This window comes from Pseudovibrio sp. Tun.PSC04-5.I4 (assembly GCF_900104145.1).
GTDB lineage: Bacteria > Pseudomonadota > Alphaproteobacteria > Rhizobiales > Stappiaceae > Pseudovibrio.
On the sequence record NZ_FNLB01000008.1, the window covers coordinates 543,236 to 557,935 of the forward strand.

At 48.9% G+C, this 14,700-nt stretch carries 13 protein-coding genes; 4 read left to right on the forward strand and 9 right to left on the reverse strand.

Annotated features, from left to right (window positions below; translation table 11 throughout):
• Positions 1–485: 485 nt before the first annotated feature.
• Complete coding sequence (locus BLS62_RS30070) at positions 486–1,400, reverse strand: LysR family transcriptional regulator (RefSeq protein ID WP_244283689.1); 915 nt, start codon at positions 1,398–1,400, stop codon at positions 486–488.
• Positions 1,401–1,677: 277 nt separating this feature from the next.
• Between BLS62_RS30070 and BLS62_RS30075 the strand changes: the two genes are divergently transcribed.
• On the forward strand, positions 1,678–2,319 hold the full coding sequence (locus BLS62_RS30075; RefSeq protein ID WP_093191507.1) for a class I SAM-dependent methyltransferase: 642 nt from the start codon (positions 1,678–1,680) through the stop codon (positions 2,317–2,319).
• 338 nt (positions 2,320–2,657) lie between these two features.
• On the opposite strand, the gene BLS62_RS30080 is transcribed toward BLS62_RS30075, so the two are convergent.
• The gene (locus BLS62_RS30080; protein ID WP_093175281.1) at positions 2,658–3,917 is read right to left on the reverse strand and encodes an IS256 family transposase; all 1,260 of its coding nucleotides are present in this window, start codon (positions 3,915–3,917) and stop codon (positions 2,658–2,660) included.
• A 605-nt stretch (positions 3,918–4,522) separates the two neighbouring features.
• Between BLS62_RS30080 and BLS62_RS30085 the strand changes: the two genes are divergently transcribed.
• Positions 4,523–5,080 (forward strand): hypothetical protein, encoded by a 558-nt coding sequence (locus tag BLS62_RS30085; protein ID WP_093191511.1) that lies wholly within the window; start codon positions 4,523–4,525, stop codon positions 5,078–5,080.
• A gap of 146 nt (positions 5,081–5,226) precedes the next feature.
• Here BLS62_RS30085 and BLS62_RS30090 read toward each other — a convergent pair whose 3' ends face one another.
• The 7 genes from BLS62_RS30090 to BLS62_RS32445 all read right to left on the reverse strand — a co-directional run bounded on the left by BLS62_RS30090 (position 5,227) and on the right by BLS62_RS32445 (position 13,513).
• Positions 5,227–5,844 carry a GNAT family N-acetyltransferase gene (locus tag BLS62_RS30090; RefSeq protein WP_093191514.1) on the reverse strand — a complete coding sequence of 206 codons (618 nt, stop codon included), beginning with the start codon at positions 5,842–5,844 and terminating at the stop codon, positions 5,227–5,229.
• Between the two features lie 554 nt (positions 5,845–6,398).
• Positions 6,399–7,067, reverse strand: coding sequence for a helix-turn-helix domain-containing protein (locus BLS62_RS30095; RefSeq protein ID WP_093191518.1), 669 nt, complete (start codon positions 7,065–7,067; stop codon positions 6,399–6,401).
• Positions 7,068–7,125: 58 nt separating this feature from the next.
• A complete protein-coding gene (locus BLS62_RS30100) occupies positions 7,126–7,305 on the reverse strand; it encodes a hypothetical protein (RefSeq protein ID WP_093191522.1) in 180 nt (59 codons plus the stop codon).
• A 189-nt stretch (positions 7,306–7,494) separates the two neighbouring features.
• Positions 7,495–8,697 carry a DUF4143 domain-containing protein gene (locus tag BLS62_RS30105; RefSeq protein WP_093191526.1) on the reverse strand — a complete coding sequence of 401 codons (1,203 nt, stop codon included), beginning with the start codon at positions 8,695–8,697 and terminating at the stop codon, positions 7,495–7,497.
• Positions 8,694–12,692: an NACHT domain-containing protein gene (locus BLS62_RS30110; protein ID WP_143521647.1), complete on the reverse strand. Its 3,999-nt coding sequence runs from the start codon at positions 12,690–12,692 to the stop codon at positions 8,694–8,696. The genes BLS62_RS30105 and BLS62_RS30110 overlap by 4 nt, the downstream gene beginning before the upstream one ends.
• A 271-nt stretch (positions 12,693–12,963) precedes the next feature.
• Positions 12,964–13,251 (reverse strand): recombinase family protein, encoded by a 288-nt coding sequence (locus BLS62_RS32440; RefSeq protein ID WP_200798649.1) that lies wholly within the window; start codon positions 13,249–13,251, stop codon positions 12,964–12,966.
• A 19-nt stretch (positions 13,252–13,270) separates the two neighbouring features.
• Positions 13,271–13,513 carry a recombinase family protein gene (locus BLS62_RS32445; protein ID WP_200798650.1) on the reverse strand — a complete coding sequence of 81 codons (243 nt, stop codon included), beginning with the start codon at positions 13,511–13,513 and terminating at the stop codon, positions 13,271–13,273.
• A 304-nt stretch (positions 13,514–13,817) separates the two neighbouring features.
• Here BLS62_RS32445 and BLS62_RS30120 point away from each other — a divergent pair, with 304 nt between their 5' ends.
• Positions 13,818–14,162: a hypothetical protein gene (locus BLS62_RS30120; RefSeq protein ID WP_093191534.1), complete on the forward strand. Its 345-nt coding sequence runs from the start codon at positions 13,818–13,820 to the stop codon at positions 14,160–14,162.
• Between the two features lie 13 nt (positions 14,163–14,175).
• Positions 14,176–14,610: a hypothetical protein gene (locus tag BLS62_RS30125; RefSeq protein ID WP_093191538.1), complete on the forward strand. Its 435-nt coding sequence runs from the start codon at positions 14,176–14,178 to the stop codon at positions 14,608–14,610.
• Positions 14,611–14,700: the final 90 nt, after the last annotated feature.

Here is a 14,700-nt window from a genome sequence, read left to right on the forward strand (position 1 = left end):
CTATGATACGCCGCAATTCACTCCGTCACCAAGATTCACCGTTAGCTCCATATATGGCCTCGCGACACAAAAGTGGCAGAACTGATCGAGATTTGTGAACATTAAGTCCCTTAAGCATCTTGCGGGCAACGACCTCAATATTTGAGGGAGACAAGTGAATGTCCAGCTCAGATCCGCTGCGTCAGTAATCAGTCTTCAATAGCATGTTCGATGAGATCGACCTGAGGTTGAAACCTCGCTCTGGCTGAGACTGCCCCTTATCTAGGTGAACGGCAGTTATGGTCACAGAGCAACATGCCTGTAATCAGGGCCAGCAGCTGATTTCCGAGCATTTCCATCCAGGATTGAGACAGTTCTTTTGGAAGTTACTGCAGGCGCTTTCCCGAGTACTTTTGGGTTGGACCTATGCGCTCATTGTACCTGGATGTGCCACGGGTTCGTTGAGCCGAATTTACCGGATTTCAGCAGAGCGGCGAATGTCCGGTTTAGGGAAGTTCATTGTATAATAACGAAGACAAACTGCTTGTATCTTCGATGCGGGCATCAGCGATCTTTCCAAGATAGTTGGCTAAAAGGTCAAATACTGTTCTGATCCGTGGGCTTGTTTGAAGTTCTCTGTGAGTAACCAGCCAGATAGGGAACTCCATAGAGGGCAGGTCAACGAGTACTTTTTCGACAGAAGTTTCAACTTCTCCTAAGACCTCGGGCAGCATTGAAATGCCATGACCAGACTTCACCATTTCCCAAGTGACCATACTCGAACACGGCTGCATCACGAAGTTTGCGGATCGGAGGGGGATACCCATGTTGTTCATCGGCGCAATCAAACGTTCAGGATCGGGGATGCCCACAAAATCATAGTCTGCCACATCTTCTTTTGTGCGTGGTCGACCAACTCGTGTCAGGTAGTCGCTTGAAGCGTATAAGTTGGCTCTCAAGTCTCCAACATGGGTTGCTATCAGGTCACTTTGAGCTGGTCGGGCGTGTCGGATCGCGATGTCTGCCTCGCGTAGCATGAGGTCCTGGATTCCACTGGACTCGTTAATGCGGATTGTAATGCCGGGAGCCTGGCTCCGCAGTTTAGACAATATGACGGGCAAGAAGGCTGCTGCCATAAGGTCGGTTGCGGTTAACACGACTTCCCCGGTAATATTTTGCGACTGACGGTCGGCTGCCATCGACAGGAGCGTTGCAGCCTCACCCATGGAACGCACGTGGGCTAAGAGTTCTTGCCCCGCTGGGGTCAACGTTTGCCCCTTAACAGTGCGGTCAACCAGAGTGACACTGAGTGAAGCTTCGAGAGCGGATATCTGTCTGCTGATTGTTGGTTGTGTCGTATCTAATGCGCGAGCCGCAGCGCTGAACGACCCTTCTAAGGCGGTAGCGTGGAACGCTCTCACTTGGTTCCAGTCGAATGATACGGCCTGCCAGTTCATCGATTTACGTATACACAATCAACGTATTTAGTCAATAGAACGACCATTGGTGTATGGGTATTATGTATAAGCAAGAGACGACAGGAAGCCTTGGCTTTGTTGCTGCTGATTGTGACTATCAAATCCGACCGCGCAACAAGGCGTAGATAAGCAACTAGAAAGACCCAGTAGGGCATTGACGTGGAGCTCACAATTGCGACGAAACGCTGCAAGATCACGTTCAAAATACAGGAAAGACAGAATGAGCAAATTGGAAAGGTTTTGGGATCAATCCGCTAGCAACTATGACAACACAGAAGAGAAATTTGAGTTCATTCATAGTCGTAGCCGCGAGAACACAAAAAGACATCTGAAGGATACCGACATTGTGTTGGACTACGGATGTGGAACAGGCACAACCGCCTGCGAGATTTCCAGCTTGGTTCACAGCGTGCGCGCGATTGATATCTCAACCGGGATGATCGAAATCGCAAAGGTAAAGGCCACAACAGGTGGCATTGCCAACGTTGATTTCGAACAAGCTGATATCTTCGATGAAGAGTTCGAGAGTGGTTCTTTCGATGTGGTGTTGGCATTCAACATGCTGCACACGGTGCCTGATCCGGAAAGTGTTGTGCAAAGAACGGTTGAACTGCTGAAGCCTGGCGGGTTGTTTATTTCTGTAACACCTTGCTTGGGGGGCAAAAAGTCAGCCTTGGTTACACTGCAAATTCTGTTGGTCAAAGCGTTGTTAAAGGTTGGGGTTATTCCCGTGCCCATTCGACAACTCAAGAGTGCAGACTTGGACGATCTGTTGGACAATGAAAGGTTGCAGGTCATTGAGACCGAGGAAATTTTCAAGGGTGCATCGAGCTATTTTGTGGTTACAAAGAAGGTATCCTAGTCACGCGCCTGGCACACAAACGCAGTATCTGCCTTTCTGTTGGAAGTTGCCCCTAGTATTAATATCGCTCGCGAGCTGCGTTCTCTATAGTTGTCATGTTTCGCCTCACAGCGAACTAAGCGGTCGTTCGAGCAGTTGCAGCGAACAGCAGTTTCGTCCGCACAGGGTACATGGACCGCACTTAAGTGGGTTGCCGTCCACACCTCAGGTCCGTTGGAAACGCACACAATCAGAAATAGCATGAACGTAAAACCGGCGAGACCCCTGCACTGAGGCGAATGTCAGCTTAGGTCACCTCGCGACATGTTGGAGCTAACCGCAAAAGTTGGTGATGGGTTTCACGCGGCGTGATTTTGGTTTGCATCACTCTCGATGCCATTCGTGAAGATGACACCCTGTATTATCTTAGGCAATTGATTTTTGCCTCTCAATTTCTGCCAGCGCTTCTCCGCTGCCTTGATCAGCATGAAGACCATTGGCATTGCAGTATCCCGGGAGAGGCAATTCTTGGTTTGCCTTGTTCTATGGCGCACAGTTGCAAAGGTTGATTCAATTGGATTGGTGGTTCTGATATGCCCCCAATGCTCAGCAGGAAAGTCATAAAAAGCCAACAGTTCGATCCTATCCTTGGCAAGGCATTGCGTGGCTTTGGGGTATTTAACCTCAAATTTCTCTATGAAAAGATCAAAAGCCGTCTCTGCATCTGCACGATTTTCCGCCATCCAGATATCCTGTAGATCCTTTTTCGCTTTGGCCTGCAAGGATTTAGGCATTTTGCTTAGGACGTTCATTGTCTTGTGGACCCAGCAGCGTTGAGCTTTTGTTGTGCCAAAGACTTCCCGCAATGCCGCCCAGAAACCCAGAGCACCATCTCCCACTGCTAATTTCGGTTCGATCTGCAGGCCACGAGCTTTGAGAGCAAGCAATAGTTCCCGCCAGCTCTGAGTATCTTCCCGGTAGCCATCATCAAAGCCAATCAGCTCTTTCTTGCCTTCCGGTGTTGCCCCGATCAACACCAGAATACAGCGACTTTCCCGTTCTCCCCGGGCTTTCAGATAGATGCCATCTGCCCACATATAAACGTAGTTGCGCGCTGACAGGTCTCGAGTTTTCCACTCTTCCCATAAAGATCGCCAGCTTTTGACAAGGCCGCGGATGACATCCGGCGAAAGGTTGGGAGCATCAACACCCAACAAAGCACTTAAAGCTTGCTGAACATCATTGGTGGAAACCCCACGCAAATAGAGCGCTGGGATCAATTCATCAAGACTGGTTGAACGGCGCAGATAATTAGGTAACAGATTGGAATGGTAATGAATTTTCTCTTCTGCATTCTCATCTCGATCCCGGATCCGAGGTTTGCTGACCGTGACAGGCCCAACCCCAGTTTGGACCTGGCGCTCTGGCAAATGCCCATGCCGGACCACCCGCTGACGGCCATCTGGTAATTTTAAGTCCGAGTAAAGCGAAAGCACGCTCATGACTTCACTCTCAATGGCCGCTCGCAAAAGTTGCTGTGCACCCGAACGCAAAACTTCCGTGAGCGCATCTTGAAATTCCCCTGGCTGCACAAGCGGGATAACACTATCATCTGTCATAGGCGTATCAGCTCCTCTGGAGTCAAAAGCAAGCTTCGAACACTTGCTATGATACGCCGCAATTCACTCCGTCACCAAGATTCACCGTTAGCTCGACATGTTGCGCTTGCGAAGGCATGCGACCTCATTGATGACCGCACAGGCTCATTTTAACTGCTCACCCGGAGTGCCAATGGTTTTTGCTATGCTGACTTTGTTGCCGTTCGCCGCGGCGCGACAAACCCATTGCGCAATTGGCCATCCAAGACGTGAAGGGCCACAAACTGCCACTCAGGGGCTTCCATCAGGGATTGAGTACAGATTGGTGAAACTATTAAACAGTCATCCTCAGAACTCGATTTCCCCCTTGTTCGAGCATACGAGCGATTACATCGGATGACCCGTTGTTGTCGTTCGCAGGGCTGTGCAACGTTCCACTGAAAAGAGGTTTACAACTCCTAGTTTGTTACCTAACGTTCGCTCAAGTCCTTATTTTTAAACAACCTATTACTAGAACTTCCAGTCCCAAAAACTCAAAAGCCTAGTCTTTTAATGTCGAATTGGCTTCGGTACTATGTCCCATCCTGGCGATTGCGAAGCGCCAATTGAACAAAGCGACCTCATGAATGACTGATTCAATCCTTTTCCGCATTGACCTTGATGGAACAAAGGTGCCCGTGAAGTGGCACGAAATGCACGAGGTGCGGCGAGACATCTTGCATTACTTCGAAGAAAACCTACACGAGCCAACGAATGTCTACGTCATCCCAGAATATTCAAAGCACGAGTACTGGAAGTACCTGACCGTGTGCTATGAACGCGAATATGCCGAAACTCGTCGCTACTGCTGGCTTTTTGAACGGGGATGTTTGGCACTACTAAATGGCCTGTCTCTCGATATCCTAAACGAACAACTTTGGCCGGGCTCCAACCTTTGGGGCAAAGGCAAAGGGATTGCTGAGTCGTGCTTACCCTACCTCAAGAGCTACCAGCCAAAAGAGCTCTTACTGAATGAAGGGAAACAGATGCTCATTGAAGCTATGAGTTTCATCTCAGCAATGAGCGCCGATGAACTGGACGAAGACGGCTACCTAAAGTTCGTAACAACTGACCAGGGGGGCTGGTTTACCAAAAACATCATCGGAGATTACTTCCGCGCAACCGCACAACTCGATTTCGGGTGATCTTTGCGCAAGATTGCGCCCTTACCCGTAACTACCCCATTTGGCCCTCTTAGGCTCGTTTCGTCGGGCCACAAGCAGCCACTCAGGTGGTTTCATCATGGGTTGAGATAAATCGCATTGGTGATTTTAGCTTTAGATGAGAGGTATCAGGAGCATGACACGAAGCGGCCCATCCATGCTGTTCTTGAAGCCAGTGCGTCAATTTCGCTAAACCCATGTTTCTGCCAAAAGCGAATGGCTTTAGCGTTCTTTGCATTCGCGCCAACATGTACAGCAGCTACCCCATGTCGCTTGGCACACCGCATCCATGTGTCAAGAAGCAGGGCACCCATGCCTTGCCCTTGTATAACAGGGAGAAGGTTCATGTGTAGATGAGCAGGAAAGCATATAGAAATCTGTTCTGGTGTTTTTTCAGGAACATGGATCATCTGGCATCGACGTTCATCCGCAGTCCAAGTCGATCGCATTCCTTCGTCTGGTTTTGAGTATCTTTGTCTTAAGCTCGGCCACCATTGAGATTCCAGGACTGCTTCAAATTCGACGGTATTATTTGTGCCAACACAATAACCTACTACTTGGTTATGGTGCTCAATCACGTAAGCGAGTTGAGGTGAGTATTTTAGATAGGGGGCCGAATATATGTGCCCCATCATTCTATAATCAATATACAAACGGCTTGCATCATCGCCCAAATGGCCTGTTTGAACCGAAATACGGTAGAGTGCCTCCAAATCATCGGGACTAGCTCTGCGGATCTTGTTCATTTCAATATCCCCGATTCATGTGCAACCACTTTTGCATCTTATGAAGACCGAATATTGGTAGCAAGCTCAGGTCAAAGGCATTCAGGACCAAGGGGCCAACAGCAGCCCTTCAGGCGGCTCCATCAGAGGTAGAACGAGGCCAATTCAGAGGCTTTGGTAATCAGTCTGATGAACACGCAGTTATTATTGAATCGCTAGCGCCCTGCGGAGTATGTGAAAACTACCACAAGCGATGGAGTGCCCAAGCACTTACCCAGTGCGGTGTAATGCAGTGTTGCTACCAAGCAGCGGAAGTTCGAACTGGAACGATCCACGGCTTGGCAGCCGCCCACCCCAATCCCCTTGAGAAGGAACCGCTACGAGACGGATTAGGAACCCGCAGCGTTTCGTCCCGTTCGGAACCTAAATCGATTATGGCGCATCCAGGCGACAATAAGGTCAAACCCAAAGGCGTTCCTTTCGGACCCACAACCTGATGCATCAATCATCAATCGATGATGCCAATTTGACGTCACTTTAGACGTGATTGGTTTGGTTGGAGTACCAGACTATTCTTAAAGCTTGAACGTTTCAACCTTTTCAAGGATCACTCCCTGCCGTGACAAAGCCTCAACCGTCAATAAAGGCAATGCTTGCAGTCCTTGGAAGTGCTGCCACCATTCCTCGTGTTTACTTAAGTGATGAAGCGTGGATACGAACGCTACCAATTCATCGGCACTAATCGTTCGAACATTTTGTTCGTCAAGGGGCAGTGCACGCCACTCAGCATGCCTATCGTTGAATGTTAGCACGTGCTCAGTACTCTTGGATGGGGCGGGAGAGGTGGTGGCTTCGAATACAACTGAGTATCGGCCCTCGCCATGACAATGGATCGTTACCCGTATGCAAGACTTCTGTTTGGATGAGTTGCCGCAACCCGGTGATGCAAACGAACGAAACTTCTCCCGCAGCAACAATTTTCCTTCTACCTTAAGGAAAGCAAGTTCGCCATTGTCTTTAACAAATTGGTAGATTTTAAACGGACCTTGCTTCAATAGATAACCATATCTGTCGAGCAGCGGCTTGACCTGGTCAACGTTGGCTAACGCTTCCCCATTTTTCCATTTACTAACTTGGCTCTGTTGAGTTCGGCACAGCTTTGCCGCTTCCGTTTGGGTGAGCCCAGCCTTCAATGCAATCCGTAGCAATTCTTGAGTTTGTTTATACTTCTGTTTCTTTGCCATCCCATAACCTTAAGAGTACGCCCAACCATTGAATACTAGGGTGGGCGATATTGACAGTTTATGGATTTTGGTTTGGATTCAACTGCTTTCCACGATTTCCTTGATTTTTGGCGCGAGTTTTATTCTGACCTGGCACACCTTTGTTTGCGTTCAAGGTGTCTGCCTTGCGATCATATGAGGTTTTCGCACCTGATAAATCTTTGGTGCTGCTTTTTTTGTGGGATTTAATTTTGGTCATGCCGTAACTCCTCGTGTTTGACATGACCTTGATAAACAACAACAAAGAGGCATGGCACACATAAAAAAAGAATACTTTGGAATATTATTGAATATCTCAAATTTTATCGTTTGAATTCAAAGTACCCGCTTTTTGACAGGTTACACATACGGCGGCACGTAGTCTTACAGAAAAGGTGAGAGCAGAGTTTCACGAGCTAACGCGTGCTATCTCGGCAATCCGCTTGATTGCGGTTTTTAAATCTAGACGAGGAACTCCCGTTCCAAATACGGGTTTCTCACCTGAGTGAACCACAAACTGGTCTTGCTTAGCTACTTTCAAATCGGCGCAACCGTTATGGAAACCGTTTTCTTCTTTACGAGCTGAACCTACCTTAAACTCAATGGCAACTAACCTATCGTTCTGGGACGGGAAGTCTAGAACCAAATCGATTTCATCTTCACCACGGCTCCCTTTTTTGCGGTAAAAATTCGCTTTGCAAGTCCCATTTGCCGCAAGGATTAGAGCTTCCATCGCGTAACTTTCAAAGCTGCTTCCAATCGATGAATGTGATCGTAGCTGGATCGAGGTCTCTATGCCTAAGAGTGCGTAAAGGATGCCTGTGTCCCGCACAAATATTTTTGGTTTTGTTTCAGGAGCCGTATTGAATAACCGTCGCACCAGCCCCAGTCTCTCAAGCACATGGACGAAAGAGATTAGTTCTTGTCGTTTAAAGTCAAGGTAACCGGTTGCGCCTAGTTCAGAACCATTCCGCCTCGCGAGCCATATGAATACGTCGCGTAATTGGAAAGTTCTTTGAATATCCCACCTGGTATAATCACGGATCAAGAGGCTCTCCAGCATTTTACATCGCCAGTCGAAGCTTTGAGCATCACTTTCCGCGTTAAGGCTTTGGGGGAGACCTCCACGGAGCCAGTGTTGATCTAAGTCGAATCTCTCTTTGTTTCTTGGTGGTGATGCTCCGGCAATTGTATCTATTATTGGCCCTTCAGCGGAGGATTGTGTGATCATTCCGGCTGCTACTTCATTGATTTGAAGAGGAGGGACCTCAACCACATCAACAATACCTGTTAGCGCTGTTTGCAAACAATCCATGGTGGCGAGATCATTCGGAGCAACAACTAGGTGTCTTTGTAGACCGCATTTATCGGCCTGTCGCACTTTGGCAATGATTGCATCCACAGATGCAACACCCACATCATCTAAGACAAATATACCAGCCTCATGCGGAACACCTGCAACTTCTTGGCAATGCTTGGTGTCGGTGCGCCGAGACTGCAAATCGGCAAGGAGCGAGGTACGCCCAACGCGCGGTAATCCGCAGACTAATGTGATGCCGTTATTCCTGACGGACGCGTCAAATTGGTCTAAAACGGACATACGTTTCATCATGCTGACCGCGTCAGATCTAGCACCACTATTTCAGTGCGTCCCTCACGAGTAGAAGCGCTTTGTGCGGCGAGAGCGTCTCGGAGCTCGTCTGCTGACTGTGGTGGCTTAATGCCCTTTGGAGGCTTACATGGCTTTTTGGAGGCGTTAGTACCGAACCAAAGCACTACGTATATACCGCGTTCTGCGCGCCAGTCGCTCGTATATAGGCGGTCAAGCTGTCGATCCGCTGCAGTCCAAAGTTTTTCGTGCCACTGCCCCTTCAGCTCAATCGGAACCATTATACCCGGAAGTATACATTCAATATCGCAACGCTTGTCATCTGCCAAATGGCCCTCTGGCAATGCACTAATACCAAACGGCAGATTACCTTCAAACATCTTCAGAATGGTATCCCTGCAATCGTCCTCTTTTTTGGGCACGTCACCATCGAAGAAGTCTTTGTACCAGTTGACGTCGCTACCACGGATCTTCAACTGCACTTGAGCCAACTCATCAAGCATTACTGATTGAAGTTGAGTACCTGTTTTCGGCGAGGCATCAGTGATCGCGTTCGTGACAGTTGATAAGTCATGTGCTTCCCACTCGGCTTCTACTCGCTTACGTTTCTGCTCGGCGAGTGCAACACGCAATTGCGGCGTATAGCCATCTTCTGGAGCCTCTCTCAGTTCCTCTAGTGCTTCAGTCGCGCTCGGGGACACATTGTCACCTAGCCGGTTAATGAGAGCAATTAGATAATCAGCCGCATCCCAGGAGTTGGTGTCACCTCTGGTAGAGCCACTTGGCCAACTAGCGTAAGTGTAAGCATTCCTAAACGTGCCAATCGACCAAGAGACGAGTTTCACATCAAGTGAAATAGGTTTTGCGGTCCGTTTTGGTTTGCCGGTTCGCTTGCGGAGTTCCCACAAGAGGTCTTTGTTTATAGTACCAGTCTGTTCAAGACGTGCACATGTGGTTTCGAAATCGAGGATTAAGCCAATTGCATCCCACATAAGACGGCGCTCATCATTAAGCTCCAATTCCAAGCGACTAGGTAGCAAATTGCTGATGGTGACTGTTTCAGCTGGGCGTTGCAGTAGCAGGTCAAGAATCTCGGACTCCGTCTCAGCAGACATATCCTCATATTTCCCAAGCCACTCTGCTGCAAGATGAGCAGCTAGTTCCACATCCTCGGTGTTGCACATCAGGTTATACAAACCAGTGATGTGTTGGAGACCTTTATCAAGTTGTGGTTCAATTAAGAGGCGCTGAACTGCCTCCCACTGCTCTCTGGCACGGAGCTCACTTTCAAGTTGAACATCGAGATCTATTATTCCCGCATGATCTTTAATCTGACTTTGTACGAGCTGAATGTAGCCAGCCATCAAACGTTCATCCGGAAGATCATTGAAACCGCGTCCGGTACGCGATCGTTCCGCCAATGCAGCGACAATAATGTACGATGCATCCCAATTGCGACCCTCAGCGTAACTGGTTGCAATTTCGGTGGCGGAGGGCTTCGGCGGAGTACTGGTCAGGAAGGCCTCGAAGCCAGTAAGCGCGGCGCCTCGCAACTCGGGACCTAGCCATTGCTCGATCCTGGCAGAGCCATCTGCGCACTCATCACCTATATCGTTGAATAAATTCAGGTAAGCTTTAGCCAATCCGACTACGCTGCCGTAATGACCACTTTGCACTAAATCAATGCGAGTGGTGAAATCGGTGCGATCCAGATCCCACCGAGCCCGCTGTTCAGACAAGTGTTTACGCTTCAGTTGCTCATTTTCGATCTGCCAATCTGGCACATCAGGAATGGCGAGTTTCTCCAACCATGCCTTATCTTCAGCGCCGTCCACAATAAATCGGAGTGCCGCTGCTCTAATGCAGGCTCCGTCCTCCGGCCCGTGCTGTAAAAGTAGAACTACTTTACGCCAATTTGGATCACCACAGTCAAGCTGATCGAGTAGCCAGACAACATCATCTTCGCTCGGTCGAAATCCCAACTTGGACATTAGTCCGAGGTGCTGCCAGACATTATTCTCACTCTCTAATTCAAGGAACACATGACGCTGTACTGCGTGTCTCAGCTTATCGTTCTCACACATGACCTTTGCTACAGCCTTTCGACTTTCACTCTGTACACCGCGGTGAGGGTTGAATGCTTGCAACCAAGACCACAGCTTATCTGCCTGAGGAACTACGTCTGTGAGATGCCTGACGAGCAAAGTAAAGGCTAGGTCAGAAATTGCACCTCTTGATGACACTGTAACTCTTGATGACACCAAGTTTGTGATCTCGTTATCGAGTGACGCGTTGGGAGAGGCGTGCCCGTCGCGCTCGGTGAGAGACTTTTGCAATGCAACGAGACCATCAAGAAGCCTATCAATGCGATCCTCAGGTAAGTTTCTCCCCAGCCTAGAGAATACAAGCACTGAGTACTCGGTTCGACCTAGCTGTGCTTTTATTGTGTTGAGCACTAGCTTGTCGGAAAAATGATTATACCCGACCTCATCTATTAGTATGCTGGCAAGCCGTGCGCTGTCTTCGCTATCTTGTGCAATCAACTGTTCGATAACATCAAGCCAGTCAGGTGGAGTAATTAGCTCCAAAAGACGATAACCTGCCTCGTTTCGAAGTCCAAATCCAGTGCTTCTGTCGAGCAGGATTGCCATAAGTTCATGGTGTAACTTGAGAACAAGCTCGGTACCTTTGAGAGCTTCAAGGACAAGCAAGCGCAAACCAAACTCAACTTGATCGTCCTCAATGACCTCACGAATATTGGGTAAGAGGACGGATTGCATTAGGCCGCCAGCTCGATATTCAGACCACCCTCTAAATCGAGGGTTTTTACGCGATAACGTGAGTAGTGCATTGAACAGGGCTTTGCCTTGTTTAGGATTAAGTGTGTCGGCATCACCATATTCAATTAGACCCATTGGATCTGCGGTTATTACCTGGTCGGCAAAATCTGGTGAGTGAAAAGCCAGCCATGCGTGAATTCCGCGCAAACTAGCTGGCACCAGTGAAGGGTTATTGAACAATTTTAATAACCGCCGCATTTTGCGAGAGGTATTGGCTTGTTTAGCGATCCAACGAGCACCTAAGAACTCACCAATAGCACGGTGGGTATAGGTAAAACGCTCAGGCGCGCATGCCTCAAAAAGGCGAGAATCCAACACATCACTAGCTGCGGCTGCATTAGGCAATACAGAGATCTCGGGAAGTGCGATATTGATCGCGTCTGGGGCCGCTTCTCGCGACAAAGCTTCCTTGCCTGTAAGGATTAGGGCGGCGAAGGCCGCGCCAGCCGCGTCGAGTACTTGTTCTTCTGAGAGATTAACCAGGGGCGAAGATGACTTCGTGAGTCGGTGTTCTGTCCGTAACAGCTTAGTGGCTTCAGAGAATAGTTTGCCTTTGGAGAGAGGGAGCTTTCCTTGCTCAACAACTGCCTTTACCAACTTCAACGTCTGCGGATTACGCCAGAGACCGCTCAGCCCGCGTGTTTCTAAGTGGTCAATTGCCTGCTTGGCACCTTCTGTACCCAAGGTAGCAGCCAGAAAAGCTATTGCATCTTCTTGTTCTAATGGTTCGAGGTGCAATTCAAGCGTAGTAGAATCGTAAAAGTCGGCAATACCTTCGAGGGCTGTTGCACTCCGCCAATCAGCGACTCTACATGACAGAATGAATCTCGGGAATTCAATTTCCTCAAGACGCTTCAATACAAGATCAATTGCATCTCCCTCGCGACGTGCCGCAAATTCATCAAGGGCATCAATCACAAGTGTTTTGGCCTGCCCCAGCAGTAAGTCGGGCCTAGAACTGTTGATGAGCTTGCGAGCAGTGCAGCTTGCAAAGCCTTCAACTCCCAATAATTCATTTAACAGGGTTGTTTTACCCATACCCGCTTCACCAAGCACAATAAGTGATCGATTATCGGACTTAAGGAATTCCTGATCGACATGGTGGAGCTTGTTATGAAGGCGATACCAAAGCCGGCGCTGTAGAATAATTTCACTCATAAATTGCATTTGTCGCCAAATTTGCGAGGCAAGCAAGACTTTTCCCGGATACAAGCAAAAAAAATCCCTGCGCAAGCTCTCAGTTTTGGGTGTCGCATTCTTCTCGATTATCTGTTTGCTCGTACCTGCAACAAAAGTCTGTTTTGCACCCTGCGGAAGGGCGATTAAGATCGAGCTGAAGTTGAAATAGCGTTCAGGTTGGGACTGCCCGTATCTAAGTGAATGGCAGGTTTGGTCACACAGCTACCTTCTACATTGATGGCAACCCACATTAGTCATCACTGAGTGATTGCGCTTCCAATTGCAGGCGATGGTAGATTGAAGATCTGCTGACCCCAGCTAACGTTGCTGCTTTCGCGATGCCTTGCCACTTCCCGTTGTCATCTGGATGAGGTGTTATGTGTGGTCTTAAAGCCTGCCATTGTTCGTCGGTTAGCTTTTGCGGCCTGCCAAGCTTCACACCCGCAAGCTTCGCACTTTCCAAGCCTGACCGGGTTCGCTCGCGAATAATGTCACGCTCAAACTGCGCAAATGCTCCCACCATATGAAAGTAGAGCATTCCGCCTGGGCTACTGGTATCAACCTGTTCTTTGTTTGATGGAATGCAGATGCAAACCACGCTGTTGCAGATCCTCCATCAAAGCAAGGAGGTCTTGCAGGGATCGGGAAAGACGGTCCAGCCGCCAAACTACAATGGTATCCCCATCTCGTGCTTTATCGAGAAGGCGCGCGAGCTGAGGTTTGACAACAGCATTGCCCCACACCCCTCTGTCAGCTAGAATCTCTTCGCAGCCAGCATCGCTCAAAGCTTGCTCTTGCATTCTTAGATTCTGCTCTTCTGTAGAGACACGGGCTCTGTTGCAAAAATTTTTTGCCTAGCACCAAAACGGCACAAGCTAGGAGGCTGATCGACTGAATTTTGACCGGATTTGGAAAATTCTGAAGTGATGCTTAGCGTATTGAGGGATGTACTGGAATGATTTTCTAGTTTTTCGGTCCAAGCAAAACTTTGCAACAGAGCCGAAATTACAGCCACCAGCGTCGAGGGGCTCGAAGCGATGGCCCAACAAGTCAAAGAGAGCTCATTGAGCGAAGGTAGTCCATAAAAGGAGAGTTGTTCGGGATATGTCAGATGTACCGGGAGCCAGTCTCGTTGAAATAGGTCAGCGACTGGAAGGAATTAGGCATGAACAGGATTTAGATCCTCCTGTATTCGCTGCTCAATTAGGGGTTAACGAGGCAGATTACGTCGAGTGGGAAGCTGGAATGGCGCGGATCCCGCTTGCGGCTGCACTGGAGGTCAAGAAACGGACGGGGCAACCCCTTGATTACATCTATCTGGGGAGAGACCCAAGCCAAGTACAGTCTTTAGAAGAACTATCTCTCCTAAGAAAGATCCACCTATTTTTTGTCGTAAAAAAGATAAAGCTTCTGCTTTGGTGGGCAAAGAAACGCAAAAATTCCAACTAAGGAGCCCCCCAAAGTGGGATACCAACCCCGCCTTAAATGGCACCTGAGCTGGCGCGATAAGCCTGATGACGGAACCGCCAAAGACCCAAACAGGCCAGATGTATACTTAAGAACTTACAAAGAGCTTGCACCTAAGGGCGGCGAGCAGTGGTATTGGGTCGCTGCTGATATGAAGCTTATCGAACAAGGGCTTGCGCCGACCAAGGAAGAAGCTCAGCGGCAAGCTGAAGACGCTTATTTCTCATATCTTGCTAAGATGGACACAGAGAAGGAAGGCAAGGTAAAAGTCCTTAAGGAAACTACTGTGCCGTCAGGCGTTCGTTTGGAGGGGCGCTACCCCGAACACCTGACCGAAGAGCAAGTAAAAGAGCAGCTCGTCGGTCCTTTTGGGGGACGCTTAGAGGCGTTTGGGGATGGGTGCTTCGTTTATATGGCTTACAACGATTGATCCAACACCGAAGCATCTCATTGACCAATTGCATAATATTTGAGGCGTTTGATCCGTCCGCCAGCATCACCAAGGTTTACATTGTTCATA